Origin of the sequence: Streptomyces sp. TLI_053 (assembly GCF_900105395.1) — a bacterium.
GTDB lineage: Bacteria > Actinomycetota > Actinomycetes > Streptomycetales > Streptomycetaceae > Kitasatospora.
The window spans coordinates 8385226-8400075 of the sequence record NZ_LT629775.1 but is presented as its reverse complement, the minus strand read 5'-3'; the positions used below and the strand labels follow the sequence as shown (position 1 = coordinate 8400075).

Below are 14850 nucleotides of genomic sequence, written 5' to 3'. Positions count from 1 at the left end.
ACCCGGGAAGCTGAACGGACCCGGGAAGCCGAACAGACCCGGGAAGCTGAACGGACCCGGGAGGCTGAACGGACCCGTTGGAGCCGCGGCCGTTCCACAGGGATTCCACAAGAACGCGCTCTACCGTCCGACCCGACCGCACCGGACCGTCCGGGTCCGGGCCGACGAGAGGACGTCACATGCCCGCAGTCAACCGCCTCCCCTCCGGTCGCCGGGCCGGCGCGCTCGGTGCCCTCGCCCTGGCCGGTGCGCTGCTGGCCACCACGCCCGCCGCCCAGGCCGCTCCGGCGGCCCCGAGCACCGGGCCGGCCGCCGCCACCTCGCCGACCGCCCTGCCGACGCCCACCGGTGACGGGGCCAGGACCATCTGCAAGCGGCTGCCCAGCACCGAGGGGCACCTCACCAACGCGCTCAACCGGCTGAACGGGAGCGCCACCGTGGCCGGCTCCGTCGCCCGGCTGGAGCAGCGGGTCGCCAACGCCAAGGCCGCCGGACACACCGAGGTGGAGACCTACCTCAACGGCCGGCTGACCGCCCGCAAGGCCCTGGTCGGCACCCTGAAGTCGCGGCAGGACGACCTCAAGTCCGTGGCGACCTGGTGCGCCGCCCACGGCAAGGGCGCCGGCAAGTGACCCGCCGGCCCGCCGCCGGGGTGCTCGCGGCCGTGCTGCTGGCCGGAGCGGCACTGCTCACCGGCTGCGGCCCGGCCGCACCCGGGAACGCCGCCCCCGGCGCGGCCGCACCCGGTACGGCCGACGACGCGCCGCCCGGGGACCTCCAGCAGAAGCTGGACGCCGCCGAGAGCGCCGCCGCCGCGGCCGACGCCGACACGGCGGCCGAGAACGGCTGACCCGGGGGGCGGGAGGCTGCAACTGGGATGTGGCGGGCCGGTCGTGGGGGCCGGCCCGGCGCACCCCGGCCGTCGGACGCCCCCGCTCTCAGTGCCTGCGGCGGCCCCACCGCGGCCGCCGGCCGGGCGGCTCCGCCGGCCCCGACAACCGGGCCGCCAACTCCCGGAGGCCCCGCTGCTCCAGCATCCGCCCGACTTCGGCCACGTCGTCGTCCGGACGGCCCGAGCGGACCATCTCGATCGCCTCCCCGACCGGCGCTCCCCGGCCCGTCGGATCCAGGTGCTGGAGGAAGTCGGCGACGTGCTCCGGAGGCCGGTGGCGGCAGACGGTCACGGTCATCGCGTGGCTGAGTTCCGGCGCCAGGTCGACCAGGCTCGCCGCCGCCCGGGCGATCTCCGCACCGGTCCTGCCCCGGGCGGACAGCTCGGTGGCCAGCACCTCGGCGCTCCTCCGCCAGCCCATCCTCAGCAGGCGCCCGATCACATCTGCCACCGAGTCACCCGCCAGCATCCGATTGGCCAGCAGCTCCGCCGTCCCGTTCGAACGTCCGGCGGGGTCACGGTCCGTCGGTCCGACCACCGGCAACGGCGTGTCCAGCAGCGCCGCGACCCGGTCGGCGGGTTCGTCGGCGAGCAGGTGGTCGACGATCCGCTCCGCCTCCGCCGGCCGGCCCGTCTCCCGCAGGGCCCGGAGGATCAGGGCGAGTTCCGCCGGGGGCCGGGCGGCCGCGAGGATCGCCAACAGCTCGGCCTGCCGCGCCGCCACCGCGGTCCGGGGCGCCGGATCGGGGTACGGCCCCGCGCCGGGCCGCGCCGGCGGCAGGTCCGCCAGCGCGGCCAGCAGACCGACCACGTCCGCGGGCTTCCGGTGCAGGGCCGCCGCCGCCAGTGCCGCCCTGACCGGCTCGCCCCGGGCGGCACGGCCGGCGAGTTCCCCGACCGGGCCGTCCGCCCCGACCTCCCGCCGCAGGGCCGCGCGGTCCAGGCCGGGCGCCGTCCGGTACAGCTGCCGGTACCAGGCCACGAGCGGGGCGTCCGGCGGGGCCTCGTCCACCAGGGCGGCCGCGTACCGGAACCAGCCGCGCTCGTTCAGTCCGGCCCAGAAGAGTGGGGTGTGGACCCTCCGCGCGCCGACGCGGAGCAGGGGCATCCCGAGCTGCTCGTCACCGTTCCGGCGCAGGTGGGCGAGGACGCAGTCGGCCTGGTAGGTCAACAGCTCCGGGGCCAGCGTGTCCATCGCGACGCCGCGCGCCTCCTCGCCCCGGGTGGCCAGCGCCGTGAACAGCCGGCCGAGCTCCTCCTCGGAACCGGTCCAGCGGGCGGCCTGCAGCACGGCACCCGCGACGACACCCTGCCGGCCGACGAGCAGTTCCACCAGAAGTTCCGCGAACCGGTCCGGTGGGGTCGCCCGCGCGAGGTGCTCCACGAACCGCTGCACCGCCTGCCCCCGCCGCGGCCGCTCCAGCCGGAAGTTGCGCAGCACCTCGGCAACTTCCGGGACCGGCCGCCCGGCCGCCGCCCGGCACAGCACCTCGAACGCCTCGTCGTCCCGGAGCGCTTCCAGCAGGCCGACGACGACCGGGGGCGGCCGCTCGCTCCCCAGCCGTTCCAGCAGGAGACCGGCCTCCCGTCCACCGCCGGTCCGGCGCAGTTCGCCGATCAGGGCACGGAACTCCTGCGGCAGGATCGGCGGCCCGCCGAGGAAGGCGTCCAGCAGGTAGGAGGTGCCCTGCTCGGAGCCGGTCGCCCGGGCCGCCGCGAACAGCCTGGCTGCGTGCGCCCTGAGCGCCTCGACCAGCTGCTCGCCGGGGCGGGATCCACGGTGTTCGGCCCCCAGAGCCCCGATCAGCGCTCCGCTCCGCTGCACCGGTCCGGCGTCGAGGAATGTACGGAGCAGCTCGTCGACATCGACCGCCGCACCGGCACCGGGCCCCTGGGCGTCGAGGGCGACGATCAGCTCGGCCACCTCGCCGGGCGATCCTCGCCAGGCCAGGCCGAGCAGGGCGCCCCGGTCCGCGGCCGGGCGGAGGGGAACGGGGTCGGGCCCGGGGGCCGGGGCCGGGCCGGGACCCCGGTGCGGTTCCCGGGGCGGTTCCCGGGGCAGCGGAGGCAGCACCGGCACGGGCTCCCGGGGCGGGGCGGGCGCCGCCGTGCTCGCGACGGGCCCGAGCCGGTCGCGCAGCAGCCGCTCCCCGGCCAGCCCTTTCCGGGCCCGGAGTTCGACCAGCACACCCGCCAGCTCGGCGGCCTCGCACTCGGCCACGACGGCCCGCGCCAGCGGGTCGCCCAGGGACGCGAACCGCTCCTCACCGCAGGCGTCGAGCAGTTCGGCGAGCCGGCCCGGCTCCCGGCGCAGCACGAGGATCCGGCGCAGGAACACATCACGCTCCGTCGACGGCGCCTCCGCCAGCACGGTCAGCAGCTCCAGCGTCGACCGGTCGCGGACCAGGGCGTCCCGGAGCCGGGCCGTGACGGCGGACAGGCGTCGCTGCTCCAGCTCCCCGAGCAGGACGCGCACTTCCTCGGCCGGGTACCGCCGGCCCAGCACCGACACGGCGGCCGTGACCGGGTCGTGGTCCGGCCGCCCCACGGTCGGGAGCTCCCAGACCCGGACCAGGGCGTACGCCACCCGGTCCGGCGGCTCCCCGCACAGCCGCTCCAGGAAGGGGTCGAGCAGTTCTCGCGGCCCGTGACCGCAGAGCAGGACGGTCAGCTCACCCGCGTCCTCCGGCCGCATGAATTCGGCCGCGCGCCGGACGACGGCGACGGCGTCCGCGCGGGCCGGAGCGAGGTCGCGGTCAACGGTGTGCCACAGGACGTCCAGCAGACGATGCAGGGCGCGGGGCTCCCGCTGGGCACACTCCTCACGGAACAGCTGGAGAAACCTCTGCAGGCCGGCCTCGCGGAACACCCTCGGCAGCTTCTGGACCTCGCGGTGACTCACCAGGGCCCGGACGACGGAAGCCGCGTCCCGGTCGAGGCCATCCCGCACCCTCGCGGACCGCAGCCAATGGGCGACCGACGACACCGGCCACTCCGCCACCGCCGCGAGCGCCGTCGCCCTGGCCTCGACCGCCCCGGCCCGGGACAGCTCCACGAGGAGGCCGTCCACCGCCCCGGAACCGAGCCGGGCCACCCTCGCCCGCACCAACCGCTCGACCTCGGCCGGCAGTTCCTCGGCGTCCAGCGCGGCCAGCAGCGGCGGCAGGTCCTCCACCGGCCTCGGCCCGTCGGACACCCCGGCCGCCTCGGCGGCGAGTCCGGCCCGGTGCAGCTCCACGACGCACGCCGCCCAGCCGTCCACCGGCAGCGCGGCCAGGGCCCGGAGCAGCGTCGACCGCAGCGCCTCGACCGTGTCGGCCGGCAGTCCGGCGGGTCCGGGTTCGTCGACGGGACCGGCGAGCGCGGCCAGTCCGGCGAGCACGAGCGGCAGTTCGGGTACCGGGCGCGCGGCCGCCGCCTCCAGGATCCGGTGCGCGACCTCGCTCCGACCGGCCGCGCAGAGCGCGCCGACCAGCTCCAGCAGCGGGTCGACGGGGCGGAGTCCGGCCGCCGCGTCCCACATCGCAGCGACCGCTCCGTCCTCCAACCGGGCGGCGAGGTCGAGCAGTTCGGCGGTCGGCCCGAGCGCGGCGTACTCCGCCAGGAGTTCGGTCCGCCCGTAGGACTTCCATTGGAAGAGCGCGCGGCCCACGAGGTCGTGGAGGTGGGGCACGGCCGGCGGGCGGTCCGCCGCGACCGGTTCGTCGTCGACCGGGCCTTCGTCGACCGGGCCGTCGTCGACCGGGTCGGGGGCGGGCTCCAGCAACGGGCCGGCGACCACGAACGCCGTCCGGTCCGTGTCGGAGAGGACCCGGACCTCCTGCGGGGCGCCCAGCTTGCGGTGCTCCCTGTGGAGCTCCCCGATCCGGTGCTGGACGGCCTCCGCCAGCTGCTCCAGGGTCAACTCGCCGTCGTGCGAACGAAGCGTCTCCAGGACCGCCCGCGAGAACAGGCTGAACGAGCCGCTCCCCGAGGTGGCGAAGTGCGCGAGCCCCCCGGGCGCGCAGGCGTAGAGGCGGGCGACCTGCTGTGCCTTGACGGCCCTGGCCCTCCTGGTCGGCCAGGCGGCCGCTCCGCCCATGGTGTCGTCACCCACCCCCTCCCGGCAGGCATCGACGAGGAACAGCACCGCCGCGGCACGGCTGCTCTCGATCTCGCGGCGCCAGTCGATGGCGACGCAGCCCTTCCACGGCGGCTTCCGGAACCGGCGCAGGTCCTCCGGCACCAGATAGTCCACGCCCCGGGCGTGCAGGCCGTGTCCGCTCAGGCAGATCAGCAGTGTTGCGCCGGACGGCGCCTCCTCCAGGAAGCGCGTCACCTCGCCGTGCACGAAGTTCCAGCCCGTCCGGCCACTCACTCCAGGCCGCTCGACCCGGAAGCCGCGCGCCCGCAGGGCCCCGTCGAGGCGTTCGAGATCCTGGGGGACGAAGGGCAGTGAGGTGATGAACTCCTCTCCTTCGTAGTCGCTGGCACCGATCAGAAGTGCGGCGAACCCGCCCATCCGGTCCCGCTAGTTGCCGAAGACGAAGGTGATCCCACGGGTGCCCTGGACCTGGGAAGTGCCGACCAGCTGGACGCCGCCCGAGGCGGAGACCTGGAAGCTGAGCTGGACCTCCTTGAGCGGCAACGGGCCGCCGCGGTCGGCGATCTGCTCGAAGAGGGTCTGGAGCGCGTCCACCGTCTCCGTGAGGTTCGAGCGCAGCGCCCCGAGCGGCACCCGGCGCAGGACGGCCTCCCGGTCGCGCCGGAAGACACCCATCGTGTCGCCGTCCTCCTCCTCGTCCTCGGTCACCCAGAACTCCAGGGAGTCCAAGGACTCCGCCTCGTGCGCCACTTCTCCCCCACCCCGCGCGACACACGCGCGTTCCACGCCCCCGGCCGACTCCGGTGTGATCCACCGCAGGGCGAGGATAGCCGCCGGAGACCCGTGATTGAAGGAGATCCGCCGACAGATCACGGCTGTTGACGACGAGTCGGACGGAGACTCCTGTGACGCCGGGGACGACCACGGCAAGGCGCGCCGACGACCCTACTGGCGGGCGGCGAGCCAGCCGGCCAGCTCGGCCGGGCGGTCGGTGATGATGCCGTCGACCCCGAGCGCGTCCAGGGCCTTCCAGCGGGCGGGCGCGTCGACCGTCCAGGCGTTGACCGCAACGCCCGCCGCGTGCAGGGCGGCCACCACCTCGGGGCGGCCGGCGAGGGCTGCGTCGGCGGGGTTGTAGACGGACAGGCCGAGGTCCCGCGCGACGGCCACCGGGTCGGCGTCCAGCGAGGCGCGCAGCAGGCCGAGGGGCAGTTCGGGGGCCAGTTCGCGGGTGTAGCGCAGGGCGTCGGTCTCGAAGCTCTGGACGAGGACCCGGCCGGCCATGCCGCGGTCGCGGACGTCCTGGACGATCCGGGCCACCTCGTCGCGGGTGTGCGGGCCCTTGATCTCCAGCAGCAGGCTGCCGCCGCGGGTGCGCAGGTCGTCGAGCTGGGCGGCCAGGGTCGGCACGCGCGCGCCGGCCGCGGCCGGGGCGAACCGGGCACCGGCGTCCAGCGCGGCCAGCTGGGCGGCCGTCAGGTCGCGGACCCGGCCGGTGCCGTTGGTGGTGCGGTCCACCGTGTCGTCGTGCATGACGTGGGGGACGCCGTCCCTGCTGGGCTGGACGTCGTTCTCGATCCAGTCCGCGCCCGCGCGCCGGGCCACCTCGTCGGACAGCAGGGTGTTCTCGGGGGCGGCGGAGGAGGCGCCGCGATGGGCGAACACGGTGAGTGGCGCGCCGGGCTGCCGGAGGAAGGCGCCGGGGGCGAGCGCGGTGACCCTGAGGTCGTCGAAGGACACCCGGGCGCCGTTGACCAGCAGCGCCTGGCCGCCGTCCGCGCTCCGGGCGACCTGGGTGGTGCGCATGACCTCGCGGCCGTCGAGGAGCCACCGGGCCGCGCCGCCGTGCACCTCGACGGCGAGCCGGACGTCCCGGCCGGTGCCCGCCGCGGTGGGCGCGACGGCGGTGTCGGTGACGTTCCAGGCGTCGGCGGGGGTGCGTCGGGCGAACTCCAGACCGTTGGCGGCGGTGGTGCCGGAGCGCACGGTGGCGATCGACCAGGGGGTGGCCCCGTTCGCCGGGACGTCCAGGCCGAGGGCGGTCCAGCGGGCGGCGTCGACGACGCTCTCGAATCGGGCGGTCACCTCGATGCGGAAGTCGGTGAGGTGGCGGCCGAAGGTGATCCGGCTCTGCTGGTTCCAGTCGGCGGAGGTACCGACCAGGCGGCCGTTCTCGATCCGCCACGGCCCCTCGACGGCCGTCCAGCCGGTGGGCAGGGCGGGGCCGTCGAAGTGCTCGTCGAGGACGACCTCGCCGGGCGCGGCGGCCTGCGCGGCGCCGGGAGCGGCCGGGGCGGCTTGAGCGGCTCCGGGAGTGGCCGGGGCGGCGCCGGGAGCGGCGGAGGCGGCGTGCGGGGCCGTCAGCGCCACGGTGCCGAGACCGAGCACGGCGGCGAGCAGTGCGGCGAGCGGGCCGGAACGGGCAGTGCGGGCGGCGCGGGCGGTACGTCCGGAACGGGAGGCGCGTCCGGTGCCGGCGGCGCGGGCGGTACGTCCGTTTCGCGGCCCGTCCGGGCCGGCGGAGTGACTGCTGATCATGCGCGGCACGCTAGGGGATCAGGGCCCGGAGCGGAAGCCACGCCGTACGAACAACCGTTCCGACGAGCGGCCGGGGCGACGGAAGGTCACCCCGCCGGCGGCACCCGGCGGCCGGGGGCGAGGTGGCGGGCGAGGGTGGCGAGGGCCTCGGTGACGGCGTGCAGGACGGCCGGGTCCGGGGCGGCACCGTCGGGTCCGGCGAGGGCGGCCGTGAGGGCGTCGTCGACGGTGGCGGTCCGGACCTCGGCGACCCGGACCGAAGGCTCGGCGGCGGGCCGGACGAGCCGTCGGCGGCGGTCGGCGGGGTCGGGCCCGGTCTCGACCGAGCCCGCCTCCACCAGCCGCGCGACGGCAGTGGAGACCTGACTCTGCGGCAGACCGGTGCGCGTGGCGATCTCGCCGACGGTCGTCCCCGGGCTGGCGACGATCTCGCCCAGGGTGACCAGGACCGAGCGGACCGAACCGCGCGAGCCGGTGGCCGGTTCGGGCATGGCCTGCTCGCCGACCTTCATCAGCGTGCGACCCAGGAGGAACAGCTCGACTCCGTTCATGGCCGCCAGGCTACATCGGCATCGATGCATTGAAGAAGATGCATCAGATTAGATACATCTCTATTGATGCATCTTTCTCGATGCTCTAGTGTCGGTCGGGCCGGTCGAACACCGGCTCCTCCGCTCGAACCGCCGCCGAAGGGACACCCGCCGCCATGACCACCACCACCGGTTCCGGGACCACCACCGCCGCTTCCGGGACCACGGCCACCGAGGGCACGCTCGACGTCCCCGGCGCCACCCTCCACTACCGGCTCGCGGGCAACGGCCCCGTCCTGCTGCTCTCGCAGAGCGGCGAGGGCGACGCGGACCGCACCGTCGACCTCGTCCCGCACCTCACCGACACCTTCACCGTCGTCACCTACGACCGCCGCGGCCTCTCCCGGAGCACGCTCGACGACCCCGCCCGACCGGTCACCATGGCCGACCACGCCGACGACGTCGCCGCGCTGCTCGCCGAGGCCGCCCGGATCGCGGGCGAGGACGGAACGGTCGGCGGGGCTCCCGAACCCGCCCTGATGGCCGGGTTCAGCATGGGCGCCGCGATCGGCCTCCAGGTGCTGGCCCGTCACCCGGGCGTCCTCGGCACCCTGGTCGCGCACGAGCCCGTGCTGCCGAACCTGCTGCCCCCGCCGGACCGTGCCGAGCACATCGCGGAACTCCTCGCCGTCCGGGCGGCGCACGCCGCCGGAGGCGCGGCGGCGGCCTTCCCCGCGATCGCCCGGCACCTGGGCATCGACCCCCGCCACGACACCACCGAGGAGGGCCTCACCCCGCAGCCGATGACGCCCCGCCGACTGGCCAACTTCGACTTCTTCATCGGCACCGAGTTCACCGCCGTCACCACGGACGGGCTCGGCCCGGCCGAGCTGGCCGCCGCCGCACGGCACTCCGGCACCCGCGTTCTCCCCGCCACCGGCCGCACCACCCGCCCGGACGTGCACACCTACCGCTGCGCGCTGGCGCTGGCCGAACTGCTCGGCACCGAACCGGTCGCCTTCCCCGGCGGGCACAACGGGAACACCGCCTTCCCCCGTGCCACCGCGCGGACCCTGAAGGCGCTGCTCGGGCGCTGACCGCGCGTCCGCTCGGCGGACACCCCCGATCGGCAGGCGCTCGGCGGACGCTCGGCGGGCGGTCGGCGGACACTCAGCGGGCGCCCTCCGGGCCGGCGGACCGGGACTTCCCCGCCGCATCGGGCCGGGGGACCCCGTCGACGGCGACGCAGATGCCGAAGACCCGGTCGTGTCCGGTCCAGCCGTTGACGCGGCCCCGGTTGTTGCTGATCTGCACCCGCCTCCTGGCGTGGTCGAGGGCCGATACCAGATGCAGACGGACGGTGCCGGCGACCCTGGCCAGCACGATGTCGCCGACCTCCAGCTTCGACGGATCGGCCGGGACCACGCGCACCGACTGCCGACTGCGGATCAGCGGGACCATCGACGAGCCGCTCGGCCGGAACTCCACGTCGGCCCCACCGGCCACCCTCGCCGCCACCGCGTCCAGTGCACCCATCCGGTGATCGTCGCACCCACGCCCCGGACCCGGCCACCGAATTGTCCGCCGGAACAGCCGACCCGGACGGCTCCCGGACGGCGTGCCCGGCTCCCCCCGCCAAGACGCCGCGTCAACGGGCCGCGTCAACATCACACCTGCCGCTCCTCACACCTGCGGTCAGGCTTCACCCGGGTGCCAGGCGGGCCATTCCCAGGGGCGGTCGACCCAGTGGACGCGGTCCGGATCGCGCGGATCGAGGTCGGGGAAGAGCTGGTGGATCCGCGGTTCGAGCTCCTCCGGGGCGAGCGGCTCCCAGCCGTGACCCTCGAAGCGGACCAGCCGGTACCGGCTGTCGGTGCGGAACTCGGCGATCTCCACCAGGGGCTTCGCCGTACCGGACGTGCTGTTCGTTTCCATGCCACCCAGCATGTGACGGACCCCCGGGCGGCGCACCCGGGCTGCGGCAGGCAGCGTACGACGACACCTCGGAGCGCTCCGTGCGCCCGTCGGAACCCTCGGCCGGGTCATGTCCCGCCGTCGGCGGGCTCGTTGGGCAGCGCGAGCGGGGGTCCGCGAAGGCGGCCGCGCGGAGCGGCCCGTCCGGCCCACCCGGCACAGCCCGGCCCTCCCGGCAGGCCACGCGCGGACGGGCGGCGGTGGACGACGGCAGGAGGACGAGGACATGAGCGGACAGGCGGCGGACGGCAGCACCCCGGCGGGCGGCGGACCGACGACCGGCCCGGTCGCGGCGGCGGGCACGGACGCGGCGGGCGCGGGTGCCGGGCAGTGGCAGTGGCCGACCCCGGCCTGGCAGCCCCCGCCGGTGCCCGCCCCGCCCCCGGCGCCCGTCCCGACACCGCCCTGGGAGGCCATGGCGGACGCCGCCGCGGCGGAACGGCGACGACGCCGCCGGACCTGGGCGGCGAGCGCCGCCGGGATCGTGGCCGGGCTCGCGGCGGTGCTGGCGATGTGCGGGCCCGGGTCGGGCGAGGAGTCGTCGGGGGTGGTGGCCTTCCCCGGCACCTCCACGACACCGCCGCTGGCTCCGTCCCCGGCCGTCTCGCCGACCACCGGCCTGCTGCCGGTCCCGGCGCCCTCCCCGCTGCCGTCACCGACCAGCAACGAGGGCCCGCCGCCGCCCGCAGCGGCAGCCGCCGGGACGGACGCGGGCGCGGTCGCGGCGGGCGGTCCGCCGACCGGAGCCGCGCCGGCCCCGGAGGGCGGCGACCCTGCGGGCACCCGGCCGAAGCCCAGCCGTACTCCGCGCCCGGCGCCCACCAGGACGACCCACGCACCCGGCAGCCCGACCCCGGCGGCGCCCACACCGGCACCTGCGGCCGCCGCCGCGCCCGGCCACTCCCCCACGACCGCGGCACCGCCCACCGCCGCCGCGCCCGCGGCACCCGGCCCGCCCGGGGCGGGCGGAGGCACGATCTGCGACCAGGCCGAGCACTTCGGCCGCTGGCCCGCCGGCTCCGAACAGGCCCGCATCTGCCGGGGCATCTACGGCTGAGCCCGCGCCCGCTCACCCGAGCAGCCCAGGACCTGACAACCCGCCCCCGGGGGAGTGGGAAGTCGATCGGCCCGACTTCCCACTCCCCGGTACGACAGGGCAAGCGGCAGCGGTCATGCCCGTCAATACCCGGCACTGGCACGAGCACGGCCACCCCGTTCCGGTGACCACGCCAGGGGAGAACGGCCGGCCCCGGTTCGCTCGAGTGGATCAAGGTCTTCCATCGGGAAATGCCCGATCCGTCCAGCCTCGTGACAGCCCGAGCAGGCCTGACCGCAAGGCCTCGCGCCGGTCGGCGACCCAGAGCTCCACCTGGTCGACGGAGTCCGCGACGGACCGGTCCGTGGTGTCGATCAGGTGGGTGGACCATCGTCGGTCACCGGCGGTCCAGTCGGTCCACCGGTTCCAGACCATCTCGGACCAGCTGCCGTCGGTGATGACATCCGGCCGGTACCGGGGGTCCCGGGCGTGCTGGCGATGCCAGTCGGCCCAGCCGAGGAAGGCTTCGACGGCCGGCGCGTCCCACCGGCCCGGATCGCGTTCGGCGAGTCTGCGGCGCCGGATCCCGTCGGACACGTCGACCAGACACACCGCGATTCCCTCCAGCAGTGGTGCCGACGGAACGGCCAGCACCTCACCGAGCGGAGACTGCCCGGTCAGCAGCAGATCGAGTCCGCGCCGCTGGTAGTCCAGTGCACGGCGCACCCACATCTCGGTCGTCCGGGTCCGCCAGATCCGGTCCGCGTCGTCCGGAACACCGACTTCGTCGAAGTCGTGCACGACGATCCCGCCGATCCGTTCACCGACGGCACGGGCGACGGTGGTCTTCCCCGAGCAACTGGAACCCGTCAGTTCGAGCAGCACCCGACCAGAGTGGCAGGTCACCGCCGGCCGTTCCATCTGTTTCCCGGCTCCGCACCGTCCCGCTCACAGCCATTCGTCGACGACCGCGACCAGGACCACCGCCTCGGAGCGCACGGCGAGCTCGTCGCACCGGGTGGCCACCGCTCACCCGAAGCGAGCGAGCGGAAACCCGCTTACCCCCCGGGGAGTGGGAAGTCGATCGGCCCGACTTCCCACCCACCGGCCCGACTTCCCACCCACAGGGTTTCCTCGCCGGAGGCCCCTCACTGCTACGGAGGTCTTCGGGGTGGGTCGGTCGGGTGATGTGCCTCGGCGTCAGAGCTGCCGTGCGGGAGTCGACGCTCCCGCAGGGCGATCAGGTGTTCAACCGGCTTGAGGTCGGAGTGTTGCCACAGGGGCGACGGTGGGCTGCCCGGTTGCAGCTGAGGATCGACGGCGAGGACGTGCTCGCGGGCGTGGTCGGAGCCGGTGGCCGCGGCCCGTTCGCGGACGAGGCGTTGCCCGCCGTAGGCCATGGTGCCCTGTGAGCGACCGACGAGGGACAACGCGTGGTGCTAGGGGTACCCGACTGCCCGGGACGTCCGCCGACGACACCGGCCGCGCGGTCGCACGACGGCGGCCGTCCGCCCACCGGAGCGGCGGGCGGACGGCCGGGGCGGCGGTGCGGGCGTCAGGAGACGGTGCCCGGGCCGAACAGCGCGTGGTCCAGGCGCGGGGCGAGCACCCGGGCCAGGGTGTCGGTGATGTGGCCGGTGTCCCGGTAGAGGATCACGCCCTCCAGGACGGCCGGGCAGTCCGGGCCGGTGCCGGGGCAGAGCAGCGGGCCGAGGTCCAGGGCCCGGACCCGGTAGCGCTCGGCGAGGCCGCCGTCGAGCAGCGGGTCGCGTTCGAAGGCCGTGGCGCGCGGGAAGAAGCACTCGTCCGAGCGGCCGTCGGAGCCGGCCAGGCAGGTCGGGATGTCCTTGCCGGGCATCGGGGTGTCGCCCAGGTAGGCGAGCGGTGCGCCGAGGGCGGTGAGGCGGTCGAGGGTGCGGGTCCAGCCCTCGGTGCGCTCGTCCTGGCCGCCGTACCGGTTGAGGCCCGCCATCAGGACCAGCCGGGGCCTGGGGCCGGAGGTGAGCCGGGTGAAGGTGTTCTCCCGCCAGCGGTCGCACTCCTCGAAGGTGCGGCCGAGCACGTTGTTGCGCACCGTCAGGGTGGCCAGCGGGCAGCCCGGCTTGACCAGTACCTCCAGCGCCCACTGCCGCTGCTCGGCCATCGCCAGGGCGGCGGAGATCCACTGACCGGCGTGCGAGTCGCCGATCAGCACGATCCGGTCGGGGCTGGACTCGGTGCCGAACAGGCAGCGCGGGCTGGTCTCGGCGCCGAGCGGGATCTCGCAGCCCTTGCCGGGCGGGAAGTCCTCGCGCGCCCGGGCGAGCGAGGGGGTGAGCGCGAGCACCTTGGTACCGGGGGCGAAGAGGCCGGGGCCGTCCACCGCCCCGGCCGGGGCGACGGTCGCGCGGTCGGGGTCGCCGAGCGCGCGGACCGTGCCGCCGCCCAGGGTGAGGCCGGCGATCAGCGGGATGACCAGGGCGCTGGCGCCGACGGCGAGGCCCCGGCGCGGGGCCGGGCTGCTGCCGTACCGCAGCGGTTGCTCGACCAGCCGCAGGGTGAGCCAGGCCGGGACGGCGGCGGCCGCCGTGAGGGCGACCAGCGTGGTCCAGGGCAGGGCGCCCCAGCGGGCCTGGGCGATGGTCAGCACCGGCCAGTGCCAGAGGTACCAGGCGTAGGAGAGGCGACCGGCGGCGCGCAGCGGGCGGGTGGCGAGCAGTCGGCCGGCGTCACCGGCGCCGAGCGCGCGGTGCGCGGGGCCGGCCAGCAGGAGGGCGGCGGTGCCGAGGACGGGCAGCAGGGCGGCGGTGCCGGGGAAGGGCGTGTCGCGGTCGTACCGGAGGACGGCGGTGAGCAGCGCGGCGGCGCCGGCCCAGCCGAGGACGCGGAGCAGTCCGCCCCCGAGGCGGGCACCGGGGCCGCCGCGGGCGAGCCGGGTGGTCAGGGCCGGCGCGGCGAGGGCGACGCAGCCGCCGACGGCGAACTCCCACAGGCGGCTGGCGGTGGAGAAGTAGCCGAGCGGCGCGGAGCCGGCCGTCCAGCGGACGCAGAGCAGCAGCGAGACGCCACCGACGGCGAGGGTGGTCAGCGTGGCGGCGGTGACGGTGCGCCGGCGGTGTCCGGCGAACAGCCGGGCGAGGCCGAACAGCAGGACGCCCCAGAGCAGGTAGAACTGGTTCTCCACCCCCAGCGACCAGAAGTGCTGGAGCGGGCTGGGGTCGTGTTCGGCGGCCAGGTAGTCCGTCTGCTGGCCGACGAAGCGCCAGTTGGAGAACTGTCCGGCGGCGGCGATCAGGTCCCGGGCGAGGTCGGTGCCGCGCAGCGGGTCGAGCAGGGCGCCGCCGGCCAGCGCGGTGGCGACCAGGACCACGGCGGCGGCGGGCAGGATGCGGCGGGCGCGGCGGGCGGCGAAGTCCCACAGGCCGAGGGGGCGGGCGAGGAGGAGTCCGGTGATCAGGAAGCCGGAGACGACGAAGAAGACGTCGACGCCGACGTAGCCGCCGGTGAGGCCGGGGACGGCCGCGTGGAAGGCGAGCACGGAGAGCACGGCGACACCGCGCAGGCCCTCGATGTCGGGGCGGAAGGCGGCCCGCGGCCGCGGGTCGGTGGTGGCGGGTCCGGCCGCGTCGGTGCGCGCGACGGCGGGCTCGGCAGCAGCGGGCCCGGCAGCAGCGGGCCCGGAGGAGGACGAGGAGGACAGGACGTCGGTCGGGACGAGGGCGCGCGACGGATCGGCGCCTGGTGGTACGGCCGTGGGCACGGCGAAGCTCCTTGCAGGGGCTGGCAGCGGTGGTCGGGGCCGGCGGGCCGATGGGGC

The 14850-nt window shown here is 76.0% G+C and carries 12 protein-coding genes; 4 read left to right on the top strand and 8 right to left on the bottom strand.

The annotated features are described in order from the left end of the window. Positions 1–179 precede the first annotated feature (179 nt). Both BLU95_RS35040 and BLU95_RS35035 read left to right on the top strand, forming a co-directional pair. Entirely contained in the window at positions 180–632 is a 453-nt protein-coding gene (locus BLU95_RS35040) for a hypothetical protein (RefSeq protein WP_093863518.1), read from the top strand. Beyond that, the gene (locus BLU95_RS35035) at positions 629–850 is read left to right on the top strand and encodes a hypothetical protein (RefSeq protein WP_093863517.1); all 222 of its coding nucleotides are present in this window, start codon (positions 629–631) and stop codon (positions 848–850) included. The genes BLU95_RS35040 and BLU95_RS35035 overlap by 4 nt, the downstream gene beginning before the upstream one ends. A gap of 88 nt (positions 851–938) precedes the next feature. Here the strand turns inward: BLU95_RS35035 and BLU95_RS45320 are convergent, their stop codons facing one another. The 4 genes from BLU95_RS45320 to BLU95_RS35015 form a co-directional block, all read right to left on the bottom strand. Then, entirely contained in the window at positions 939–5393 is a 4455-nt protein-coding gene (locus BLU95_RS45320) for a caspase family protein (RefSeq protein ID WP_093863516.1), read from the bottom strand. 9 nt (positions 5394–5402) lie between these two features. Continuing rightward, positions 5403–5726: a Pepco domain-containing protein gene (locus tag BLU95_RS35025; protein ID WP_093863515.1), complete on the bottom strand. Its 324-nt coding sequence runs from the start codon at positions 5724–5726 to the stop codon at positions 5403–5405. 195 nt (positions 5727–5921) lie between these two features. Further along, entirely contained in the window at positions 5922–7514 is a 1593-nt protein-coding gene (locus BLU95_RS35020; protein ID WP_093863514.1) for a glycerophosphodiester phosphodiesterase, read from the bottom strand. An 86-nt stretch (positions 7515–7600) separates the two neighbouring features. Then, a complete protein-coding gene (locus BLU95_RS35015; RefSeq protein ID WP_093863513.1) occupies positions 7601–8065 on the bottom strand; it encodes a MarR family transcriptional regulator in 465 nt (154 codons plus the stop codon). 155 nt (positions 8066–8220) lie between these two features. On the opposite strand from BLU95_RS35015, the gene BLU95_RS35010 reads away from it, so the two are divergent. Beyond that, on the top strand, positions 8221–9141 hold the full coding sequence (locus BLU95_RS35010) for an alpha/beta fold hydrolase (RefSeq protein ID WP_173862194.1): 921 nt from the start codon (positions 8221–8223) through the stop codon (positions 9139–9141). A 73-nt stretch (positions 9142–9214) separates the two neighbouring features. Here BLU95_RS35010 and BLU95_RS35005 read toward each other — a convergent pair whose 3' ends face one another. Both BLU95_RS35005 and BLU95_RS35000 read right to left on the bottom strand, forming a co-directional pair. After that, entirely contained in the window at positions 9215–9580 is a 366-nt protein-coding gene (locus BLU95_RS35005) for a S26 family signal peptidase (RefSeq protein WP_093863512.1), read from the bottom strand. A gap of 159 nt (positions 9581–9739) precedes the next feature. Beyond that, complete coding sequence (locus tag BLU95_RS35000) at positions 9740–9979, bottom strand: hypothetical protein (RefSeq protein ID WP_093865360.1); 240 nt, start codon at positions 9977–9979, stop codon at positions 9740–9742. 265 nt (positions 9980–10244) lie between these two features. Here BLU95_RS35000 and BLU95_RS34995 point away from each other — a divergent pair, with 265 nt between their 5' ends. Next, the gene (locus BLU95_RS34995) at positions 10245–11075 is read left to right on the top strand and encodes a hypothetical protein (protein ID WP_093863511.1); all 831 of its coding nucleotides are present in this window, start codon (positions 10245–10247) and stop codon (positions 11073–11075) included. Between the two features lie 210 nt (positions 11076–11285). On the opposite strand, the gene BLU95_RS34990 is transcribed toward BLU95_RS34995, so the two are convergent. Together BLU95_RS34990 and BLU95_RS45315 are read right to left on the bottom strand one after the other, a co-directional pair. Further along, on the bottom strand, positions 11286–11939 hold the full coding sequence (locus BLU95_RS34990; protein ID WP_093863510.1) for a DEAD/DEAH box helicase family protein: 654 nt from the start codon (positions 11937–11939) through the stop codon (positions 11286–11288). A 670-nt stretch (positions 11940–12609) separates the two neighbouring features. Beyond that, positions 12610–14793, bottom strand: a complete 2184-nt coding sequence (locus BLU95_RS45315) for an acyltransferase family protein (protein ID WP_197698657.1) — start codon at positions 14791–14793, stop codon at positions 12610–12612. Between the last annotated feature and the right edge of the window lie 57 nt (positions 14794–14850).